Below are 20930 nucleotides of genomic sequence, written 5' to 3'. Positions count from 1 at the left end.
GGCGTTTACCCGTTGTTATCCCTACCAAATTCGGTAACGCGTCCTTAATGGCGTTAACGTTAGGGTTTTCCACGCGGCCCGCCTTGGGCTGCGCGCCGTCCAGGACGGGCAGGTTGCGTACGCGTTGGAGTCTCCTATGGATATCATGACTGGCGCCGGGCTGTTGGCTGGCATCATCGTCATCGCGGTGATGATGTTCATGGGCGGCGACCTGCACATGTTCATCTCCGAACACGCCATGATCATCATCTTCGGCGGCTCGATCGCAGCGACGATGATCCGTTTTCCGCTCGGCGTGATGCTGCACGGCCTGCCGCTCGGCGCCAAATTCGCCTTCACCATGAGCCGGCTGTCGGCCCGCGACCTCGTCGACGAACTCGCCCGCATCGCCGAGATCGCCCGCAAGCAGGGCCCGGTTGGGCTGGAGAAGGTCGAGACCGACGAGCCGTTCCTCGCCAAGGGCATCCGTTACGTCGCCGACGGTTACGACCTCGAATTCATCCGCGACAACATGGAACGCGACCGCGACAACTTCCTGATGCACCTCGACGAGGGCAGCAAGATCTATCGCGCGATCGGCGACTGCGCGCCGGCGTTCGGCATGATCGGCACGCTGATCGGCATGGTGCAGATGTTCGCCAACATGACCGACCCTTCCAAGCTCGGCCCGTTCATGGCGACCGCGCTGCTCGCGACGCTGTACGGCGCGCTGGTCGCCAATTTGTTTTGCCTGCCGATCGCCGACAAGCTGCATGGCAAGCTGCTCGACGAGGAGACCAACCGCACGCTGATCATCGACGGCATCCTGATGATCCGCGACTCCAAGAGCCCCGCGCTGGTGCGCGAGATGCTGCTGGCCTATCTGCCGGAGAAGCATCGCCAGGAGGAAGGCGAGCCGGTTCCGGCCTGACCGGACCGCGCTTTCGGGAAACGCAGCGATGGCCAAGAAAAAGCGCGGCGACGCCCATACCGGAGGTCACGGCTGGTTCGTGACCTTCGCCGACCTGATGGGCCTGATGATGAGCTTCTTCGTGATGCTCGTCGCGTTCTCCACCATGGACAACAACAAGCTGAAGATCGTCGCCGGCTCGATGCGCGATGCTTTCGGCGTGCAGACCAATGTGCGCTATTCCGGCATCGTCGAATCCGACGGCCTGCCGACCCGGCCGAAGCTGAAGAACGTCGAGCACATCTCGCCGGAGGACTCTTCGGCCAATCCGACGCCGGACGAGAAGGAGCGCAGCCAGATCAACGGCGCGCGGCTGAAGATCGACCGCGAATTCGCGCTCGCCTCGGCCTCGCTCCGCCAGGCGCTGCAGGACATGCCGGAGCTGACCGAGATCTCCAAGAACATCATGTTCGAGGAGACCAAGGAGGGGCTCAACCTCGAGATCGTCGACCAGGACGGCCGCTCGATGTTTGCCGACGGTTCCAGAGAGCCGTATGACCGCACCCGCCGGCTGATCCAGAAGCTGGCCGCGCCGCTGAAGGCGACGCCGCTGCGGGTTGCGATCGTGGGGCATACGGCCGCAGGCTTCGTGCCGGCGCGCAGCGATTATGACGGCTTCGACCTGTCCGCGGACCGCGCCAACGCGGTGCGGCAGATCCTGGAGCGGGAAGGGCTGCCGCCGTCGCATATTTTCGCAGTTTCCGGCAAGGCCGACGGCCAGCCGCTGTTTCCCGACGATCCGACGCTGCCGGCCAACCGTCGCGTGACCATCACGTTGATGCGGGAAAATCCGCCACTGCCGCCGGATCTGAAGCCGTAGCTCTGGGTTACCATACTACCGTCAACTACCATTGTTGCGCGGTTGACACGCGGAGCGGAAGCGTCGATAGCCGCGCGGATCAAATCAACCGATCGGGCGTTCCAACCTCGCCATGGCTGTCAGCGTCTCATCTACCGAAGCGCAGGAAGGGCAATCCACCTCCAGCTTCTGGGCCCTGACACTCGGCAGCATCGGGGTGGTGTTCGGCGATATCGGAACTTCGCCGCTCTACGCATTCCGCGAGGCGGTCGGCGGCGCCGCGCACGGCCAGCCGGTCACCCGCATCATGGTGCTGGGCGTGCTCAGCCTGATCCTGTGGGCGCTGTTCACCGTCGTCACCGCGAAATACGTGCTGCTGCTGCTGCGCGCCGACAACAATGGCGAGGGCGGCACGCTATCGCTGATGGCGCTCGGCCAGCGCGCGATCGGTCGGCGCAGCTGGCCGCTGCTCGCGCTCGGCGTGGTCGGCGCCTCGATGTTCATCGGCGATTCCATGATCACGCCGGCGATCTCGGTGCTGTCGGCGGTCGAAGGCCTCAAGCTCGCCACCCCGCATCTCGAGCACTATGTGGTGCCGCTGACGATCCTGATCCTGGTCGTGCTGTTCTCGGTGCAGAGTTCGGGCACCGCGCGCGTCGCTTCCGCCTTCGGTCCTGTGATGGTGGTGTGGTTCGCCTCGCTGGCGGTGATGGGGCTCGTCCACATCATGGACGACCCGTCGGTGCTGGCGGCGATCAATCCCTATTACGCGCTCCAGTTCATGCTGACCCACGGCACCATCGGCCTGGTGACGCTGGGCGCGGTGTTCCTCGCGGTGACCGGCGGCGAGGCGCTCTATGCCGATCTCGGGCATTTCGGCCGCAAGCCGATCCAGTCGGGCTGGCTGTTCTTCGTGCTGCCCTCACTGCTGCTGAACTATTTCGGGCAGGGCGCGCTGGTGCTGTCCGATCCCAGCGCGATCGAGAACTCGTTCTACCGCATGGTGCCCGACGTGCTGCTGCTGCCGCTGGTCGGGCTCGCCACCGCCGCGACGGTGATCGCGAGCCAGGCGGTCATCACCGGCGCCTATTCGCTGATCAGCCAGGCGGTGCAGCTCGGGCTCTTGCCGCGCTTCGAGGTCCGCTACACCTCGGAGACCCATGCCGGGCAAATCTATCTGCCGCGCGTCAACCGGCTGTTGCTGATCGGCGTGCTGCTGCTGGTGCTGCTGTTCCGCACCTCGAGCGGGCTTGCGTCGGCCTACGGCATCGCCGTCTCCACCACCATGGTCGCCGACGGCATCATGGGCTTCATCGTGATCTGGAAGCTGTGGAACTGGCGCGTGGCGTCGGCGGCGGCGTTGATCCTGCCATTCGTGATCGTCGACATGACCTTCTTCAGCGCCAATCTCCTGAAGCTGTTCGAGGGCGCCTGGGTGCCGCTGCTGTTCGGCGCCGTCATGGCGACGATGATCTGGACCTGGCGCCGCGGCGCCGCCATCCTGGTCGCCAAGACCCGACGCATCGAGGTGCCGCTGCGCGACCTGATCCACAGTCTGGAGAAGCGGCCGCCGCATATCGTCAAGGGCACCGCGGTATTCCTGACCAGCGATCCCAGTTTCGTGCCGACCGCGCTGCTGCACAATCTCAAGCACAACAAGGTGCTGCACGAGCACAATGTGATCCTGACCATCGAGACCGCACCGACGCCGCGCGTCGATCTGTCCGAGCGCGTCACCATGGAGAAGGTGAGCGACAAGTTCACAGCCGTCCGGCTGCGCTTCGGTTACATGGAATCGCCGAACGTGCCGAAGGCGCTGGCGGTCGCGCGCAAGCTCGGCTGGCAGTTCGACATCATGGCGACCTCGTTCTTCGTGTCGCGCCGCTCGCTGAAGCCGTCGGCCCAGTCCGGGATGCCGCAATGGCAGGACCATCTGTTCATCGCGATGAGCCGGTCCGCCAATGATGCCACCGACTATTTCCAGATCCCGACCGGCCGGGTGGTTGAAGTGGGTACCCAGGTAACTATCTGATCGGGCGCAGGATTCTGATATCAACCGTGATCCATGCGTGATGTGCATGGCGGAGGCCTGAATCCGGGCTAACCTATGCATTCCTGCCGGGAGTATAGGCCTGCGACCCGGCATTGTGCGGTGCGGCAGAAGACAGAGGCACAGCTTCCCCATGTCATCCGAGAGTGCGATCACCGCGGTGGAAACGCCGGCGGCAAACGGCAATGGCGAGGCGCATTCCACCGCCACCTTCAAGGCCCTGATGCTCGGCAGCATCGGTGTCGTCTATGGCGACATCGGCACCAGCCCGCTCTACGCCTTGCGCGAGGCCGTCGCGGCGGCCGCCGGCGGCGAAGGCGCGGTGACGGCGCATGCGGTGCTCGGCGTGCTCTCGCTGATCCTCTGGGCATTGATCGTCGTCGTCACGCTGAAATACGTCGTGATCCTGCTGCGCGCCGACAACAATGGCGAGGGCGGCACGCTGGCGCTGATGGCGCTGGCGCAGCGCGCGGCGACCAAGGGCGGCGCCGCGATCGTGCTGCTCGGCATCATCAGTGGCGCGCTGTTCTACGGCGACGCCGTCATCACGCCGGCGCTCTCGGTGCTGTCGGCAATCGAAGGCATCAAGCTCGTCACCTCGACATTCGATCCCTATGTCGTGCCGCTCACGGTGGTGATCCTTGTCGTCCTGTTCGCGGTGCAGTCGCGCGGCACCGCGCGCGTCGCTGCCTTCTTCGGGCCGGTAATGTGCGTCTGGTTCGCCGTGATCGCGGTCGCGGCGCTGCCGCAGATCGTGCGGCATCCAGAGGTGCTGTACGCGCTCAACCCGCTGCTTGCGGTGTCGTTCATGCTGCATCACGGCGTGATCGGGTTCATCACCCTCGGCGCGGTGTTCCTCGCCGTGACCGGTGCGGAGGCGCTCTATGCCGATCTCGGCCATTTCGGCAAACGCCCGATCCAGACCGCGTGGCTGTTCATCGTGTTGCCGTCGCTGGCGCTGAACTATCTGGGGCAGGGCGCGCTCTTGATCGGCAATCCCAAGGGCATCGAGAACCCGTTCTTCCTGATGTTCCCGGACTGGGCCCTGATCCCCATGGTCGCGCTGGCGACCATGGCGACCGTGATCGCGAGCCAGGCCGTCATCACCGGTGCCTATTCGCTGACGCGGCAGGCGATCCAGCTCGGCCTGTTGCCGCGGTTCGAGATCCGCCACACCTCGGAAGCGCATTCCGGGCAGATCTACATGCCGCGCATCAACCGTTTCCTGTTCATCGCGGTCATCGTGCTGGTGCTGATGTTCCGCTCGTCGAGCGCGCTGGCCTCGGCCTACGGCATCTCGGTGACCGGCACCATGGTGGTGACGGCGATGATGGGTTTTGTCGTGATCTGGAAGGTCTGGCGCTGGTCGCCGATCGCGGCCGCCGCGCTGGTCGCGCCGTTCCTGTTCCTGGACATCACCTTCCTGGCCGCCAACCTGCTCAAGGTGTTCGAGGGCGGCTGGGTGCCGCTCGCGCTTGGCGGTGCGATGATCGTGGTGATGTACACCTGGCGGCGCGGCAGCCGGCTGTTGTTCGAGAAATCGCGCAAGCTGGAATTCCCGCTCGCCGATCTCGTCGCGATGCTGGAGAAGCGGCCGCCGCAGCGCGTCACCGGCACCGCGGTGTTCCTGACCAGCGACCCCGTCAGCGCGCCGACCGCGCTGATGCACAGCCTCAAGCACTACAAGGTGCTGCACGAGAAGAACGTCATCCTGACCATCGAGACGGCGCCGACGCCGCGCATCGATCCGTCCGAGCGGGTGCGGATGGAGCAGCTGAGCGAGACCTTCTCCAAGGTGACGCTGAAGTTCGGCTTCATGGAGCAACCTAACGTGCCGAAGACGCTGGCGATCGCCCGCAAGCTCGGTTGGCAGTTCGACATCATGTCGACCTCGTTCTTTCTGTCCCGCCGTGCGCTGAAGCCGGCGGCGCATTCGGGCATGCCGAGCTGGCAGGACCATCTGTTCATCGCGCTGAGCCGCTCCTCGAACGACGCCACCGACTATTTCCAGATCCCGACCGGGCGGGTGGTCGAGGTCGGCACGCAGGTCACGATTTAGGGTCTGCGAACCAGCGTTTCGGCGTGGCATCTAACCCGTTTCGGACGCTTGATTTTCTCCGCGCAAGAGGCGACTTTGCGGCCCGGACCGGCGGGCCGCGCGACGCTCGCCAAGCTGATATCGGGAGGATATTTCCGTGGCGGACCACAAGGTGGAAGATTTGTTTCCGGACGAGGTGTCGAAGGGCATAGCGGAAGGCCGCTATCTGCTGGTCGACGTCCGTGAGCCGAACGAGGTCGCCGTCGAGGCCTATCCCGATGGCGTCGTGGTGCCGCTGTCGACGTTCGATCCGGCGGCGATTCCCGATCCGCAGGGCAAGCAGGTGGTGTTCGCCTGCCGCTCCGGCAAGCGCTCGGTGACGGCCTCGCTGGCCGCCCAGGCTGCGGGCCTGCCCTATGACAAGCACCTGGCGGGCGGCATCATCGGCTGGAAGGCGGCGGGACTGCCGACCAAGGCCGGCGGCTGATCCCTGACATGACTTCCATGAACAAGGTCTTCGCGGACCTTCCTGTCACCATCTTCGAGGCGATGTCGCAGGCCGCGCGCGACAACAACGCCATCAATCTCGGCCAGGGCTTTCCCGACGATCCCGGACCGGAGGACATCCGCCGCGCCGCCGCGGACGCCTCGATCAACGGCTATAATCAATATCCGTCGATGATGGGCATCCCGGAGCTCCGTCAGGCGATCGCATCGCATTACGGCCACTGGCACGGACTCAAGCTCGATCCGATGACCGAGGTGATGGTCACCTCGGGCGGCACCGAGGCGCTGACCTCCTCGATCCTCTCCGTGGTCGAGCCCGGTGACGAGGTGGTGTGCTTCCAGCCGGTCTATGATTCCTATCTGCCGATCATCCGCCAGGCCGGCGGCATTCCGCGGCTGCTGCGGCTCGAACCGCCGGAGTGGCGGCTGAGCGAGGAGATGCTGCGCAGCGTCTTCAATCACAAGACCAAGGCGGTGCTGTTCAACAATCCGCTCAATCCGGCGGCGGTGGTCTATCCGCGCGAGGACCTCGAACTGCTGGCGCGGTTCTGCCAGGAATTCGACGTGGTCGCGATCTGCGACGAGGTCTGGGAACACGTGGTGTTCGACGGCCGCGAGCACATCCCGCTGATCACGATTCCGGGCATGCGCGACCGCACGATCAAGGTCGGCAGCGCCGGCAAGATCTTCTCGCTGACCGGATGGAAGATCGGCTTCGTCTGCGCCGCGCCGCCGCTGCTGCGCGTCGCTGCGAAGGTGCACCAGTTCCTCACCTTCACGACGGCGCCCAATTTGCAAGCGGCGGTGGCATATGGCCTCGGCAAGCCCGACGACTATTTCCTCGACATGCGCAAGGACATGGCGCGGAGCCGCGACCGCCTGACCAAGGGGTTGGAGAGCATCGGCTTTCCGGTGCTGAAGTCGCAGGGGACCTACTTCCTCACCGTGGACCTGTTGCCGCTCGGGCTCAACGAGACCGATGCCGAGTTCTGCTGGCGGATCGTGCAGGACTACAAGGTTGCCGCGATCCCGGTGTCGGCGTTCTACGAGCAGGATGCGGTGACGTCGGTCGTGCGTTTTTGTTTCGCCAAGAAAGACTCGACGCTCGATGCCGCGCTGGAGCGGTTGTCGGACGCCGTCCACCGCCGCAAGAGGTAGGCCAGAATGCGAGAGCAGAACCGTCGTCTCGTCAGCTTCGTCGGCGCGGTCGCGACGGTCCTGCTGCTCTCGGCCTCCGCTGACGCCGAGGAGCGCACGGTCAACTTCTACAACTGGTCGAACTACATGGCGCCGGGAGTCCTCGAGGACTTCACCAAGGAAACCGGCATCAAGGTCGTCTACGATACGTTCGACGCCAACGAGACGCTGGAGACGCGGCTGCTCGCCGGCAAGTCGGGCTATGACGTCGTGGTGCCGACCGGCTACTTCCTGCAGCGCCAGATCACCGCGAAGGTGTTCCTCAAGCTCGACAAGTCGAAGCTGCCGAACCTCGCCAATGCATGGCCCGTGGTGACGGAGCAGCTTGCGACTTACGATCCCGGCAATAGCTACGGCGCCAACTACATGTGGGGCACCACCGGCATCGGCTACAACGTCAAGATCGCGGAGAAGATTCTCGGTCCCGACGCGAAGATCGACAGCTGGGACATGGTGTTCAAGCCGGAGAACCTCGCCAAGTTCAAGGATTGCGGCATCCACATGCTGGATTCCGCGGACGACATCCTGCCGGCGGCGCTGAGCTATCTCGGCCTCGATCCGAACTCGACCAAGCAGGCTGACCTCGAGAAGGCCGCCGATCTCGTCATCAAGATCCGGCCCTATGTGCGCAAATTCCACTCGTCCGAATATCTCAGCGCGCTGGCCTCGGGCGAAATCTGCTTCGTGGTCGGATGGTCGGGCGACATCATGCAGGCGCGCAGCCGGGCGGCGGAAGCCAACACCGGCGTCGAGATCGGTTACACGATCCCGAAGGAGGGCGCGCAGATGTTCTTCGACAATCTCGCGATTCCGTCGGACGCGAAGAACGTCGCCGAGGCCTATGAGCTGATCAACTACCTCTACCGTCCCGAGGTCGCGGCGAAGAACTCGAACTTCCTGTCCTACGCCAACGGCAATCTGGCGAGCCAGAAGCTGATCGATCCGAAGATCTTCACCGACAAGAATATCTATCCCGACGACGCGATGCAGAAGAAGCTGTTCGTGATCACCGCGCGCGATCCGGCGACGCAGCGGATCATCAATCGGCTGTGGACGAGGGTGAAGACCGGGAAATAGGTCTATCCGTCATTGCGAGCCAACGGGTCGCGCGAACGCGCGCCCGACGACAGGCTCCGCGAAGCAATCCATCGCGTCGCACCTGCTGAAGCATGGATTGCTTCGTCGCTTCGCTCCTCGCAATGACGAGGTAGGGCTGCCAGCCTACCGCCAGCGCCGGTGCAGCCAGAGCCACTGATCCGGATATTCGCGGACCCAGCCCTCGACGACGTCGGTGACCGCCTGCATCGTGCCCTGGATATCGATCTGGCCGGATGCGTCGAACACCGGCTTGATTTCCTCGGTGACCTCGCCGCGGAAGCGGCCGTCGGGCAGGCGGATGATCCGCGTGCCGTGGATGGGGCAATCGATCTGCCGGCGCAGGCGCGCCAGCAGCGGATTCGCCGTGGTCTTGCGGCCGAAGAAGGTGACGGGAACGCCGTTGGTCAAATACTGATCGACCAGCATCGCGACGTGCTGGCCGTTCTTCAGCGCCTGCGCCAGCTTGAGCGGCGCGTCGCGGCCGGCCGGGACCAACGTGCCCAGGTTGACTGCGCGGATGCGCTCGATGGCGCGGTCGGCGGCTTCGATGTTCGGCCGCCGAAACAGGATGGTGGCGTCGAGCCCATGCGCTGCGGCGGCAATTGGAGAGAGCTCCCAGTTGCCGAGATGTGCGGCGAAGAACAGTGCCGGCTTGCCGTCGTCGCGCAACTGATCGAACAGCTGCTTGCTGCGCGCCGAGAATTCGACGCGACCCGGCTTGTCGGGATTCTGGGGATCGTGGTCCCAGATGCGGTCGATGTGCGCGAATTCAGCGCCGATGCGTCCGAGGTTGTGCCAGACGCCGGTCAGGATCTCCTCGATCTCCTCCGGTGACTTTTCCGGGAAGGCGGCCTTGAGGTTCTCGCGGCCGATGCGATCCTCGCGCAGCCGGCGGCCGATGAAATGGGCGGCGCGGCCGAAGAACCTTGCGGTCTTCTCGGGATCGAAATAGCGCGTTGTACGCAGCAGGCCGATCGTCAACCCGCCGATCGCCGCGTCGGTCACGGGCTTCGCGGCGTCACGCAGGTGCGCCCTGGCGCGAAGGAGCAGACGTTTCATCTGATGAGGCGAGGGCGCTAGGCCGGCTCGCGCGTCAAGATCAGTGAGGCGTTCTGCCCGCCGAACCCGAACGAGTTCGACATCACGGCGGTCACCTTGGCATCGCGCGCCTTGTTGCCGACCACGTCGAACGGGATCGCGGGATCAGGCACCTCGTAGTTGATCGTCGGCGGAATCCGCTGATGCTCGAGCGTGAGCAGCGAGAAGATCGCCTCGACTGCACCGGCGGCCGAGATGGTGTGGCCGACCATCGACTTGTTCGACGACACCGGAATGTTTTTGGTGTGTTCGCCAAACACGGCCGACGTCGCAAGATACTCCATCTTGTCGTTTTCCGGCGTCGAGGTCCCGTGCGCGTTGATATGATCGATTTGCTCGGGCTCCATTCCGGCATCGGCGAGTGTCTTGCGCACGCAGCCGATCGCCGGCTTGCCGTCCGGGGCCGAGCGGGTGCGATGGAAGGAATCGGTGAGCTCGCCGCAGCCGGCGACGACGCCGAGGATGCGCGCGCCGCGGGCCATCGCGGCCTCGTAGCTCTCGAGCACCAGCGCGCCGGCGCCTTCGGCCATCACGAAGCCGTCGCGGTTCTTCGAGAATGGTTTCGAGGCGGCCTGCGGCGGGTCGTTCTGGGTGGAGAGAGCCGACAGCAGCGAGAAGCGCACCATGGCTTCTGGGTTCACCGAGCCGTCGGTTGCGACGCACAGCGTCGCATCGGTTTCGCCGCGGCGGATCGCCTCGACGCCAAGCTGGATCGCGGTCGCACCGGACGCGCAAGCCGTCGACAGCGAAATCGGCGACCCTTTGGTACCGAAGGTCTCGGCGAGGTTGAGCGCGACGGAGCCGAAGGTGAAGCGCCTGTGAAAGTGCGCGAACTTCCCGCCGCTGCAGGTCGCCAGGTATTCGATGATTCCAAAGTCCTTGGTCGGAACCTCGCGCGCGACTTCGAGCCGCTGCGGCCACTCGGTCTCGATCGGGGCGACTGCCAGAAACAGCGGGCCGGGAAAGTCGCCCTTGCTGCCGATGCCGGCTTGCTCGAGCGCTTCCTCGGTCGCGATCTCTGCCAGACGCTGCGACAGGCTGGTCGAGGAGAACGGGTCGACGGTGACGAAATCGACGGCGCCGGCCATCGTCGTCTTCATACTGTCGAGCGGGAAGCGTGTGACGGTCTTGATGCCGGACTCACCCGCGGTGAGGCGCTTCCAATTGTCGGTCTTGCCGCCGCCGAGCGACGTCACGATTCCCATGCCGGTCACGACGACGATCGGTCGGCCGAATTTATCGCGTGGTGCTGTCATGGTGTCCCCGTCGGTGCTTGCGCCGAATTACTTGACGGCCTCGACCAGTGCCATGCCTTCGCCCTGCCAGTGGCCGACCCCCAGGACAACAATCTGGGTTGGCGCTTCGGTCTTTTCAACCTCCAGCCCGGTCGGGTCGTTGGCCGGATAGAGCGCGCCGCGCGAGATCGACAGCGCTGCCAGCGCGAGCCCAAGCGGGAACTGCGCCTCCATGGTGTGGCCAAAGGTCGTTCCGGTGGCGCGGACGGCAAAGCCGGCATGCTGGCTGAGGAATGCGCGCTCTTCAGCGGTCGCAGGCTCGGCGCCGGTCGCGCCCGTGATCAGGATACCGTCGTCGCCGCTGACGCCGAGCTGCGGCCACAACGCCTGCAGCGATTTCGTCACGGCGCCCGGCTCCTTGCGTCGGGCCAGGTCGGCGACCACCTTGGTCAGCTTGGCGTACGGCTTTGCGCCGCGGGCCTCGGCATGTTCGCGCGATTCCATCACGAGGAAGGCGCCGGCGGAGCCAATGGCAAAGCCCGGGTTGTTCCTGCGGGCCCAGACCGAGCTATGCTGGTCCTTGAGGGCGAGATCGCCGAATGCATAAAGCATCAAGAGGTCGCCGCGATCGCCGTTATGAGCGGCGCCGACCAAGGCGATGTCACTCTGGCCGGCCCCGATGCGCGCGACCGCGATCCGTGCCGCGTCGATGCTCGAGGCTTCCTCGCCCATGAAGGTGCGGGAGGTCCCGCACACGCCGTGAACGATCGCAATGTTGCCGGCGAGCAGGTTGGAGAGCTGCGCCAGGAACAGCGTCGGGCGCAGCTCGTTCATCAGCTTCTCGTTGAGCAGGGCGGGCGGCAGCTTGCCCTGCGCATCGGCGTTCATGATCGCCAGGTCGACATTGAGGTCACGCTCGCCGCCGCCGGCTGCGATGATCATGTCCATCCGCGACAGGATTTCCTGATTGCCTTTGACGCCGGCGGAATCGAGCGCCAGCCCGGCGGCATAGGTACCGATCCGCTGCCACGTCTCCATCTGACGCTGATCGCCCTTCTTCGGGATCTGGGCGTCGAAGCTGACGGGGGCGATCGGATGGATCACGTATGGCGCGAGCCGGTTCTCGTCGGCATTGACGCGCCGGGCGCCGAGCGCCTCCCAATGCGCATCCAGCCCTTCGCCAAGCGAGGAGAGCAGGCCTACGCCGGTGATCCAGACTTCCTTCTCAGCCATGACTCATTGCCTGCTGCGGAAACCCGATCTTGGTGGCCATCGCATCCATGTGCACGCGCAAGTCCGGGCTGGGGAAGGGGATATGACGGAAGGTGAGTTCGGCATTGCACTTGAGCTCCTTGCCGACGCGAACCTTCGCCGAGGTCACGGCGAAGCCTGAACCTTCGTGCTCGATCTTGGCCTCGATGGTCAGGAGCGAACCGGGGCTGACGAAGCCGCGCATCTTGGCTTCCTTGACCATGGCGAGGAAGGGCATGCGCTCGAACTTGGTCAGACCGAGGATCAGCCAGCCCGAGCTCTGGGCCATTGCTTCGGTCAGCAGCACGCCGGGCATGATCGGATAGCCCGGGAAGTGCCCCGCGAACACCGAATGGCTGTCGGGCGGGACATCCGCCTCGACGACAATGGTCCTTGCGTCGAGGTTGAGGTCGACGATCCGATCGATCAGCTGAAAGATCTCGAGCTGCATGATGGGCGATTACGAGCCCGAGCCCGTGCCCGCGTTCTTGGCTGCAACCAGCTCGTCGATGCGGTCGGCGAGATTCTTCAACACGAAATACTGCTCCGTCGTGGCCTTGCCGTCGTTGACCTCTTGGGTCCACTTTTCGAGCGGCATTTTGATCCCAAAGGCCTTGTCGATGGCAAACGCGATGTCGAGGAAGTCGAGGCTGTCGATCCCCAGATCGTCGATCGCGTGGCTCTCCGGCTTGATCGTGTCGCGCGGGATGTCGCAGGTCTCCGCGATAATGTTGGCGATCTGCTCGAATGTGGAGGACATCATTAAGCCTTTGATATATTGAAGGTAATTCCGGGTCGGCTCAGAGGAGGCGGGCGCGTTGCCCCGGAATGCCCGATTGCTGGTGCCGGAGTCGTGTGCCCGTATATCGGAGCAGGGCCGTTAGTTCAATGGAGCTTGGCCGGCCTCGCAAGGACGGTTTTTGGGCAGGGTTCCGGCCAGCCTAGCTGCGCGGCATCACCGTAATCTTCGCGCAATCCCGGCGGCCCATCAGCACGCAATCCTGGGTCTTGCGCAAATCGGCGATGCTCATGGCAAGCCAGATGCCGATCGCGGTGAGCGCCACCGTGAAGGCGAAGGCGGCGATGTTGGCGAGCATGCGCTGGCGGAAATCGTCCGGCTCCTCGCGCGGCTTCTCATAGCGAGAGAGATCGTTGGCAACGGAAGCCGGGCGAGTCGATCGGAGCGGTTCCTCGCGCTTGCCGGGCGGCTGCGCCGAGGTACGCGGCCGGAATTTGAGCACCACGTGCTCCGCATCCGAGGAAATTGGCCGCTGCGTCTTCACTGTTGTCAGTCCGGTCGCGTCGCCGGTTATGTTTAGCATGTTCGCTGCACTTCACACCTAAAATCTTGGTGCGCGCAGAGGTGGTATTCATGCTTCGATCACCTCCAGGAGCTGGCTTGCCGTCGAGGTGACTGCTGCGGTGCGCGGGATGCTCGGCATTGCGATGACGAGGCCGATGTCGACACACGCGTTCGACCTTCGCGCATGCACAGTTTGCGCTGCAACGCCGTCACGGAGGTTGAGGCTGCGCGCCCGGGCATCGGCAGCCTGCGCATTGACAGCCGAGGCCGAGGCATCCGGCCGTCGGCCCCACCGCTTCGTGAAGCCATTCCGGCACACCGGACTCTTTCACCCGCCTGCGGGCTCATGACATAGTGGAACCCGTTCCGGAGTGCCGGTCAAAAGGGAGCATAAATCATGGCCCACACGCGCGAGCCTTACGTGAAACCGGTCCCGATCATGTCGCTGCGGCCGACCCAGATGACGGTCGGCATGCAGGAGGTGACGGAGAAGCGGAAGCGCTGGCGCGAGCACAAGTCGGACAAGAAGCGCGCCGAACTGCTGGGCAAGCACATGATCCCGGTCGTCCATGGTCCCGACGATCGCTACTACGTGGTCGATCACCATCACATGGCGCGTGCGCTGCACGAGGAGGGCGTCAAGGACATCCTGGTCACGGTGATCGGCGATCTCACGATGGTCGAGCGTGACGTGTTCTGGGGCGTGATGGACAACAAGCGCTGGGTCTATCCCTACGATTCCAAGGGCGAGCGCCGCCACTTCAAGGACATTCCGAAATCGATCAAGGATCTCAGGGACGATCCGTTCCGCAGCCTCGCCGGCGAGATGCGCCGGGCGGGCGGTTTCGCCAAGGACACGACGCCGTTCAGCGAATTCCTGTGGGCCGATTTCCTGCGCCGCCACATCCCGCGCAAGACGGTGGAGAACAATTTCGCCAAGGCGCTGGAGAAGGGACTGGCGCTCGGCCGCAGCAAGGACGCGGTCTATTTGCCCGGCTGGTGCGGGCCGGCATCCGACGACTGATCTGCCGCGGCCTCCGGCCTGTGCTGATCTTCCTTGCCGCCGAGCGCGTGGTGCAGCCACCGCTCGGTCCGCTTGCCGAAGGTCAGCAGCAGGAACGCCAGCGCGACGGCGGTGACGACGATCGGCCAATGTCCGGCGCCGCAGACGATGCCGACGCAAGCGGCGAAGAATGCGCATGCGGCGCTGGTCAGGCCGCGGACCTGGAAGCGGTCGCCCTGCCGCACGATCACGCCGGCGCCGAGAAATCCGATGCCGGTCAGCACGCCCTGGATCACGCGGCTCACCGCGTCGGTGAACTTGCCGGGCTCGACGGCCTGCAATGCCAACAGCACGACCATCGCTGTCGAAAGGCTGACAAGACCCAGCGTCTTCAGGCCGATCGGCTTGCCGCGCAGGTCGCGGTCGAGCCCGATCGCGCAGCCGGCGAGGGTGGCGGCGCCGAGACGCAGGATGATCTCGCTCCAGTCCGCCAAGGCGTCCTCTATTTCGGCTGCCGGCCGAGCATGTAGAACTCGCCGTTCGGCCGCATGCCGGTGACGTTGGCGAGCCGGTTCGACAGCGCGAAGAACGCCGCAACCGCGGCGATGTCCCAGACGTCGTCGTCGCTGAAGCCGTGGGCGGCAAGCGCGGCGAAGTCCGCCTCCGAGACTTCCTCGGCCGCGCGGCTCACCTTCATGGCGAAGTCGAGCATCGCGCGCTGCCGCGGCGTGATGTCGGCCTTGCGGTAGTTGACCGCGATCTGGTCGGCGATCTCGGGATTCTTGGCGCGGATGCGCAGGATCGCGCCGTGGGCGATCACGCAATACTGGCACTGGTTGGCGGCGCTGGTCGCCACCACGATCATCTCGCGCTCGGCCTTGGAGAGGCCGGAGTCCTTTTCCATCAGCGCGTCGTGATAGGCGAAGAAGGCGCGAAACTCGTCGGGGCGATAGGCCAAGGTGAGGAAGACGTTCGGCACGAAGCCGGATTTCTCCTGCACCGCCAGGATGCGGGCGCGGATATCCTCGGGGAGCTTGTCGAGAGCGGGCGTCGGGAAGCGTTTTGCGGTCGGCTGCGTCATGAGATGGTTCCGGCATGCCGCCTGGATGCGGCGTCACGCGAGACCATAGTGGATGACGGGTCGGGCGCAAGGCGCATCGTGCCTTGCCGCGATGATGCTAGCGCAGCGGCTTCTTCAGCAGCGAGAAGCGGTCCGGATCGAGGCCGAGCGAGGGCTGCAGCATCGGCGCCTCGGCCGGCGCCATGGTGCGCGCCGGCGCCGGAGAGTTGAAGTTGGCATCGCCGCTCGGGCTGTCGCGATGCGAGGTGGCGCCGCGCCAGCGCTCCAGCACGGCGCTGACGAAATGCATGTCATGGCCGGCGGCGACCGACGGTACCGTGGCGATGGTGGCCTCGCCGCGCGGCAGCTGGTGCGGCGGCACCTCCTTGAAGCGCAGCCGGGTCGGCAGCGCCACGCCTTCGCCGAACGCCAGCACCTCGCGGGTGCCGAGCGAGGGCACGAACGACAGCAGATTGGCTGCGGCGTCCGAGACCGCGGAGCGCAGCAGCGCCTGGTCGCGGTCGTTGGCGAGGCGCATCGTGAACAGCGTGTTGCACTGGGAGATGATGGTCGCGTCGAGCTCGGCCGGACGCTGGGTGATCAGGCCGAGATAGACGCCGTATTTGCGGCCTTCCTTGGCAATGCGCGACACCGCCTTGCGGGTCGGCCCGAAGCCGATATTGCGGTCGGCGGAGGCGTAGCGGTGCGCTTCCTCGCAGACGAACAGCATCGGCGAGACGCCGTCGCTCCACAGCCCGAAATCGAACGCCATGCGGCACAGCACCGACACCACGGAATCGACGACTTCGGCGGGGAAGCCGGCGAGCTGCATGATGGTCATCGGCTTGCCGTTGGCGGGCAGGCGGAACAGATGGCTGATCACCTCGGCCATGGTATCGCCGCCGACATTGGCATTGTCGAACATGAAGGCGTAGCGCGGATCGTTGCGTACCGCGTCGATGCGCGAGATCAGCTTGTGATAGATGATGCGCGAGGAGCGGTTCTCCAGCTTGCCCATGCGCTCGTCGATCAGCGAGATCAGGTCGACGAGGCGATAGGGCACCGGCGTATCGACGGTGTAGCCGACCTGCTTGGGGTCGATGCGCTTCAGCCCGAGACCGACCCGGTCGGAGTTCTGGTACTGGGTGTAGATGCCCTTCGCCATCGGGATCACTTCGGCGAGGATGTCGAGCTCCTCGGGCACGCCGGGCCGGCCGCCGAACAGCACGTCCACGATCTCTTCGAAGTTGAACAGCCAGAACGGCAGCTTCAGGTTCCGCGGGTTGAGCACCTGCGCGCGCTCGCCGAAGCAGCGGCCGTATTCATTGTGCACGTCGAGCAGGAAGATGCGCAGGTTCGGCCGCGACTTCAGGATCTCGTTGAGCAGCAGCGACACGCCGGTCGACTTGCCGACGCCGGTCGAGCCGAGCACCGCGAAGTGCTTGGAGAGCATCTCCTCGACGTCGACATAGGCGATGACAGAACGATCCTGCTGCAGCGTGCCGACATTGATCTGGTCCGAGCCGCTCGGCGCATAGACCGTGCGCAGCTCCTGGTTCGTGATCAGATCGGTGCTGTCGCCGATGGTCGGATAATGGGTGACGCCGCGCTGGAATTTCGGGCGGTCGCCGCCCAGGATCTCGCCGAGCAGGTCGACCGAGGCGGTCGCCATGTATTCGTCGGATGCCGGCAGGTTCTCGCACGTCACTTCGGTGATCATGGCGACGATGACCGAACTCGCGCAGCGGATACTGACGAACCGGCCGACCGTCGCTCGCATCTCTGAAAGTTGCATCTGGCCGCCCGCCAGCAGCCCAACCCGGGCCTGCGAGCCGCGCACAGAGATCACACGTCCGAAGGGTGTCACAGTTCCAGCCTGGCTCGTTCTCAAAATCTAAATGTCCGGACCAATATGCCCGCCCGGGATTGGAAAAACCGTTAAATCGCCGGGGTTCTGCATCGGCTAAATCTACACCTTCCCGGTGACGATTTGTTTCTATCGTGCCGCGAGATGACGCCCCGTCATGCGCATCGGCGGCGGAATCGTCGCTTTCCGGCACAGCCGCATTTGTTTCCCGGTTTTTCCGTTAACGCGGGATTCACCATCTCCGAGGAGCGCATCGGCAGCTCCGTAGGTTTGCGGGGAATTGGGCTCGATTTGTCATGCGCTGTCGCCCGGTATCGCGTAACCGATTGCTAACTGCGAGTTGTAACGACCTTTCCATTTGTGCTGCGTAACGATGCCGCGCCCGGGAGAGATCAGCGTGCGCATCGAACATCGCAATTCATCGTCAGGACATGCCGACACCGGCTCGACTAAGGGGCTGGCGTTCTGTGCCGGCCTGTTGGTCGGCAGCCTGCTCGGAAGCGCGACCGCGCAATGGAGCGAGCGCGAAGGCCTGCTGATGGCGGCATTCGCGATCATGGCCGTGATCGTCTTCCTGTTGCTCAAGCGGCACGAAATCTCCGACGAGCGGCTCGCCACCGAACGTCGCAATCTCATGACTGCCGTGAACAACATTCCGCAGGGCCTCGTGCTCTACGATGCGTCGGCGCGCATCATCATCTGCAACCGTCCCTACATCGAGATGTTCGGGCTTTCGCCCGACGTCGCCAAGCCCGGCTGCACCATGCACCGGCTGATCGCGCACAGGCAGGAGACCGGCTCGTTCGACGGCGATGTCGACGACTTCTGCGACGCCATCATGGGCAACGTGAAGCTTGGCCGCGCCACGCGCCAGCTGACGCAGGCGCCGGGCGGGCGCGCCATCGAGATCGTCAACAAGCCGCTGCCGGAAGGCGGCTGGGTGGCGACCATCCAGGATATCACGGAGCGCACGCGCACCGAGAACAAGATCGCCCACATGGCGCATTATGATGCGCTGACCGACCTGCCGAACCGCGTGCTGTTCCGCGAGCGCCTGGAGCGGGCGCTGAGGGCGATCCGGCCGGATCAGCAGCTCGCGGTCATGTATATCGACATCGACGAGTTCAAGGCCGTCAACGACGCGCTCGGCCATCAGATCGGCGACGAATTGCTCAGGGCGATCGCCGACCGCCTGCGCACCTGCGTTGGGGACACCGACGTCGCGGCGCGGCTCGGCGGTGACGAGTTTGCCGTGATCCAGACCGTCGTCCGCGATCAGACCGAGACCATGCAGCTCCTTGCTGCGATCTATCAGGCGATCCGCCGGCCGATCGACTGCAGCGGGCATCTGATCACCACCGACGCCAGCATCGGCATCGCCGTTGCGCCCGCCGACGGTCTCGACATCGATCAATTGCTGCGCAATGCCGACCTCGCGCTCTATGGAGCCAAGAGCGACGGCCGCCGCACCTACCGGTTCTTCGAGACCGGCATGGACGCGCGCGCCAAGGCGCGGCGCAGCCTCGAGCTCGAGCTGCGCCAGGCGATCGCCGACGGCAGCTTCGAGCTGCACTATCAGCCGCTGCTCCACCTCGAGGAGGGCCAGGTCAGTTGCTGCGAGGCGCTGGTGCGCTGGCGTCATCCGGAACGCGGCACCATCTCGCCGGCGGATTTCATCCCGATCGCCGAGGACACCGGCCTGATCAACGATCTCGGTCACTGGGTACTCAACACCGCGTGCCGCGAGGCGATGAACTGGCCGGAGCATGTTCATGTCGCGGTCAACGTGTCTCCGATCCAGTTCAAGAGCCAGACACTGGCGCTCAACGTCGCCGCCGCGCTCTCCGCGACAGGTCTTGCACCTTCGCGGCTCGAGCTCGAGATCACCGAGGCGGTGCTGATCCGCGACGACGAGGCTGCGCTCGATATCCTGCATCAGCTGCGCGAACTCGGCGTCCGTATCGCGCTCGATGATTTCGGCACCGGCTATTCCTCGCTGAGCTACCTGCAGCGCTTCCCGTTCGACAAGATCAAGATCGATCGCGCCTTCATCAAGGATCTCGCCGGGACCGGCGCGTCGTCCACGATCGTCCAGGCCGTCGTCAACATCGCTGCTGCCAGCGACATGACCACGACCGCGGAGGGCGTCGAGACCGAGCAGCAGCGCAACCTGCTGCGCATCCTCGGCTGCACCGAGATGCAGGGCTATCTGTTCAGCCGGCCGGTGTCATCGGCTGAAATCCGCAAGCTGCTCTCGTCGTATCGCGAGACCGCCGTCTCGGTCGCCTGACCGCCTGCCTCGACCGCTTTTATCGGGTGATTCCAGGCACGGAGTGCCGTGCGCGCGGCAATTGCCGGCGCCAATCATTTGTTGACGAGGCCTAATCATTTGTACACTAGTACAAATCGACGCGCCGCTCACCTGTCCAACCGCAAGTCGTCGATCCGGCGTCGTCGCGGAGGGAGACCGCCCATGCAGCCGGAACCGATCTTCGATCTCGCGCATCTCGGGCACATGGAGCTCTTGACGCCGAAGCCGGACCAGAGCCTGAAATTCTTCGTCGACGTCATGGGCATGACCGTCAGCGGCCGCAAGGGCGAGTCGGTCTATCTGCGCGGCTGGGACGATTACGAGCGCTATTCGCTGAAGCTGACGGCGTCAAAGACTTCAGGGATGGAGCACATGGCGCTGCGGGCGCGCAGCCCGCAGGCGCTCGAACGCCGCGTCGCCGCGCTGAAGGGCTCGGGCTTCGATATCGGCTGGATCGATGGTGACATGGGGCAGGGGCCGGCATTCCGCTGCCGCGATCCCGACGGCCATGTCATCGAGCTCTATTACGAGACTGAGTGGTACGAGGCGCCGTCCGAGCTGAAGCCCGCGCTGAAAAATCAGGCGCAGCGCTTTCCGGCGCGCGGCGTCAATGTCCGGCGGCTCGACCATCTCAATTGCCTCGCGGTCGACATCAAGGCCAACCGTCTGTTCTTCGAAGACTACCTCGGCTGCCGCACCACCGAGCAGATCGTGCTCAACGACGGCACGGAAGCCGCGATGTGGATGACGATGTCGAACAAGAGCTACGACTTCGCCTATACGCGCGACCATTACGGCAAGCGCGGCCGGTTTCACCATGTCACCTACGCGCTCGACAGCCGCGAGGAGATCCTGCGGGCCGCGGATATTTTTCTCGAGCACGGGGTGCATATCGAGACCGGGCCGCACAAGCACGCGATCCAGCAGACCTTCTTCCTCTATGTCTATGAACCCGGCGGCAACCGCGTCGAGGTCGCCAACGCCGGCGCACGCCTGATCCTCGCGCCGGACTGGAAGCCGATCGTATGGACCGAGGAAGAGCGCAAGAAGGGACAGGCGTGGGGGTTGAAGACGATCGAGTCGTTCCACACCCACGGCACGCCGCCCGTGATCGACTAGATGCCGGACCGCCACACGAAAGCCGCCCGAGCGCGTCGATACGCC

General features: G+C 64.7%; 19 protein-coding genes. 10 read left to right on the top strand and 9 right to left on the bottom strand.

Annotated features, from left to right (window positions below; translation table 11 throughout):
• Positions 1-136: 136 nt before the first annotated feature.
• From QJT82_RS13265 to QJT82_RS13235, 7 genes are all read left to right on the top strand, one after another.
• Positions 137-910 (top strand): MotA/TolQ/ExbB proton channel family protein, encoded by a 774-nt coding sequence (locus QJT82_RS13265; RefSeq protein ID WP_016848416.1) that lies wholly within the window; start codon positions 137-139, stop codon positions 908-910.
• Positions 911-938: 28 nt separating this feature from the next.
• On the top strand, positions 939-1769 hold the full coding sequence (locus QJT82_RS13260; protein WP_016848417.1) for a flagellar motor protein MotB: 831 nt from the start codon (positions 939-941) through the stop codon (positions 1767-1769).
• Between the two features lie 112 nt (positions 1770-1881).
• Entirely contained in the window at positions 1882-3780 is a 1899-nt protein-coding gene (locus QJT82_RS13255; protein ID WP_028344591.1) for a potassium transporter Kup, read from the top strand.
• Between the two features lie 151 nt (positions 3781-3931).
• Positions 3932-5857, top strand: a complete 1926-nt coding sequence (locus QJT82_RS13250; RefSeq protein ID WP_028344592.1) for a potassium transporter Kup — start codon at positions 3932-3934, stop codon at positions 5855-5857.
• Between the two features lie 136 nt (positions 5858-5993).
• Entirely contained in the window at positions 5994-6323 is a 330-nt protein-coding gene (locus tag QJT82_RS13245) for a rhodanese-like domain-containing protein (RefSeq protein ID WP_028344593.1), read from the top strand.
• 8 nt (positions 6324-6331) lie between these two features.
• The gene (locus QJT82_RS13240) at positions 6332-7501 is read left to right on the top strand and encodes an aminotransferase (protein WP_028344594.1); all 1170 of its coding nucleotides are present in this window, start codon (positions 6332-6334) and stop codon (positions 7499-7501) included.
• Positions 7502-7507: 6 nt separating this feature from the next.
• The gene (locus QJT82_RS13235; protein WP_028344595.1) at positions 7508-8617 is read left to right on the top strand and encodes a polyamine ABC transporter substrate-binding protein; all 1110 of its coding nucleotides are present in this window, start codon (positions 7508-7510) and stop codon (positions 8615-8617) included.
• A gap of 144 nt (positions 8618-8761) precedes the next feature.
• On the opposite strand, the gene QJT82_RS13230 is transcribed toward QJT82_RS13235, so the two are convergent.
• The 6 genes from QJT82_RS13230 to QJT82_RS13205 all read right to left on the bottom strand — a co-directional run bounded on the left by QJT82_RS13230 (position 8762) and on the right by QJT82_RS13205 (position 13505).
• Positions 8762-9697, bottom strand: coding sequence for a lipid A biosynthesis lauroyl acyltransferase (locus tag QJT82_RS13230; protein WP_028344596.1), 936 nt, complete (start codon positions 9695-9697; stop codon positions 8762-8764).
• A gap of 17 nt (positions 9698-9714) precedes the next feature.
• Positions 9715-10992 (bottom strand): beta-ketoacyl-ACP synthase, encoded by a 1278-nt coding sequence (locus QJT82_RS13225; protein ID WP_028344597.1) that lies wholly within the window; start codon positions 10990-10992, stop codon positions 9715-9717.
• Positions 10993-11019: 27 nt separating this feature from the next.
• Positions 11020-12204 carry a beta-ketoacyl-ACP synthase gene (locus tag QJT82_RS13220; protein ID WP_028344598.1) on the bottom strand — a complete coding sequence of 395 codons (1185 nt, stop codon included), beginning with the start codon at positions 12202-12204 and terminating at the stop codon, positions 11020-11022.
• Positions 12197-12673, bottom strand: coding sequence for a 3-hydroxyacyl-ACP dehydratase FabZ family protein (locus tag QJT82_RS13215; RefSeq protein WP_016848425.1), 477 nt, complete (start codon positions 12671-12673; stop codon positions 12197-12199). The genes QJT82_RS13220 and QJT82_RS13215 overlap by 8 nt, the downstream gene beginning before the upstream one ends.
• Positions 12674-12682: 9 nt before the next feature.
• Entirely contained in the window at positions 12683-12982 is a 300-nt protein-coding gene (locus QJT82_RS13210; RefSeq protein WP_028334296.1) for an acyl carrier protein, read from the bottom strand.
• 181 nt (positions 12983-13163) lie between these two features.
• A complete protein-coding gene (locus QJT82_RS13205) occupies positions 13164-13505 on the bottom strand; it encodes a hypothetical protein (RefSeq protein WP_028334297.1) in 342 nt (113 codons plus the stop codon).
• A gap of 417 nt (positions 13506-13922) precedes the next feature.
• Here QJT82_RS13205 and QJT82_RS13200 point away from each other — a divergent pair, with 417 nt between their 5' ends.
• Complete coding sequence (locus QJT82_RS13200) at positions 13923-14549, top strand: ParB-like protein (protein WP_028344600.1); 627 nt, start codon at positions 13923-13925, stop codon at positions 14547-14549.
• Here QJT82_RS13200 and QJT82_RS13195 read toward each other — a convergent pair.
• The 3 genes from QJT82_RS13195 to QJT82_RS13185 all read right to left on the bottom strand — a co-directional run bounded on the left by QJT82_RS13195 (position 14510) and on the right by QJT82_RS13185 (position 17455).
• Positions 14510-15022 carry an MgtC/SapB family protein gene (locus tag QJT82_RS13195; protein ID WP_028344601.1) on the bottom strand — a complete coding sequence of 171 codons (513 nt, stop codon included), beginning with the start codon at positions 15020-15022 and terminating at the stop codon, positions 14510-14512. The genes QJT82_RS13200 and QJT82_RS13195 overlap by 40 nt on opposite strands.
• Before the next feature lie 8 nt (positions 15023-15030).
• Positions 15031-15609 carry a peroxidase-related enzyme gene (locus QJT82_RS13190; protein WP_016848430.1) on the bottom strand — a complete coding sequence of 193 codons (579 nt, stop codon included), beginning with the start codon at positions 15607-15609 and terminating at the stop codon, positions 15031-15033.
• A 97-nt stretch (positions 15610-15706) separates the two neighbouring features.
• On the bottom strand, positions 15707-17455 hold the full coding sequence (locus QJT82_RS13185) for an ATP-binding protein (protein WP_028344602.1): 1749 nt from the start codon (positions 17453-17455) through the stop codon (positions 15707-15709).
• Between the two features lie 397 nt (positions 17456-17852).
• On the opposite strand from QJT82_RS13185, the gene QJT82_RS13180 reads away from it, so the two are divergent.
• Both QJT82_RS13180 and QJT82_RS13175 read left to right on the top strand, forming a co-directional pair.
• A complete protein-coding gene (locus QJT82_RS13180; RefSeq protein ID WP_338132209.1) occupies positions 17853-19745 on the top strand; it encodes an EAL domain-containing protein in 1893 nt (630 codons plus the stop codon).
• Positions 19746-19928: 183 nt separating this feature from the next.
• Positions 19929-20885 carry a catechol 2,3-dioxygenase gene (locus tag QJT82_RS13175; protein WP_028344603.1) on the top strand — a complete coding sequence of 319 codons (957 nt, stop codon included), beginning with the start codon at positions 19929-19931 and terminating at the stop codon, positions 20883-20885.
• Positions 20886-20930 lie beyond the last annotated feature (45 nt).

It is taken from the genome of Bradyrhizobium sp. Mp19, from assembly GCF_029952935.1.
In the GTDB taxonomy this organism is placed as follows: domain Bacteria; phylum Pseudomonadota; class Alphaproteobacteria; order Rhizobiales; family Xanthobacteraceae; genus Bradyrhizobium; species Bradyrhizobium elkanii.
Note: the sequence above shows the minus strand (reverse complement) of the source record. Positions and strands in the feature narration are given on the sequence as shown.

What these genes read in the sequence shown, in the direction of transcription:
- QJT82_RS13265 (WP_016848416.1), top strand. Translation starts at nt 137, where the DNA reads ATGGATATCATGACTGGCGCCGGGCTGTTGGCTGGCATCATCGTCATC.
- QJT82_RS13260 (WP_016848417.1), top strand. Translation starts at nt 939, where the DNA reads ATGGCCAAGAAAAAGCGCGGCGACGCCCATACCGGAGGTCACGGCTGG.
- QJT82_RS13255 (WP_028344591.1), top strand. Translation starts at nt 1,882, where the DNA reads ATGGCTGTCAGCGTCTCATCTACCGAAGCGCAGGAAGGGCAATCCACC.
- QJT82_RS13250 (WP_028344592.1), top strand. Translation starts at nt 3,932, where the DNA reads ATGTCATCCGAGAGTGCGATCACCGCGGTGGAAACGCCGGCGGCAAAC.
- QJT82_RS13240 (WP_028344594.1), top strand. Translation starts at nt 6,332, where the DNA reads ATGACTTCCATGAACAAGGTCTTCGCGGACCTTCCTGTCACCATCTTC.
- QJT82_RS13235 (WP_028344595.1), top strand. Translation starts at nt 7,508, where the DNA reads ATGCGAGAGCAGAACCGTCGTCTCGTCAGCTTCGTCGGCGCGGTCGCG.
- QJT82_RS13230 (WP_028344596.1), bottom strand. Translation starts at nt 9,697, where the DNA reads ATGAAACGTCTGCTCCTTCGCGCCAGGGCGCACCTGCGTGACGCCGCG.
- QJT82_RS13225 (WP_028344597.1), bottom strand. Translation starts at nt 10,992, where the DNA reads ATGACAGCACCACGCGATAAATTCGGCCGACCGATCGTCGTCGTGACC.
- QJT82_RS13220 (WP_028344598.1), bottom strand. Translation starts at nt 12,204, where the DNA reads ATGGCTGAGAAGGAAGTCTGGATCACCGGCGTAGGCCTGCTCTCCTCG.
- QJT82_RS13215 (WP_016848425.1), bottom strand. Translation starts at nt 12,673, where the DNA reads ATGCAGCTCGAGATCTTTCAGCTGATCGATCGGATCGTCGACCTCAAC.
- QJT82_RS13210 (WP_028334296.1), bottom strand. Translation starts at nt 12,982, where the DNA reads ATGTCCTCCACATTCGAGCAGATCGCCAACATTATCGCGGAGACCTGC.
- QJT82_RS13200 (WP_028344600.1), top strand. Translation starts at nt 13,923, where the DNA reads ATGGCCCACACGCGCGAGCCTTACGTGAAACCGGTCCCGATCATGTCG.
- QJT82_RS13190 (WP_016848430.1), bottom strand. Translation starts at nt 15,609, where the DNA reads ATGACGCAGCCGACCGCAAAACGCTTCCCGACGCCCGCTCTCGACAAG.
- QJT82_RS13175 (WP_028344603.1), top strand. Translation starts at nt 19,929, where the DNA reads ATGCAGCCGGAACCGATCTTCGATCTCGCGCATCTCGGGCACATGGAG.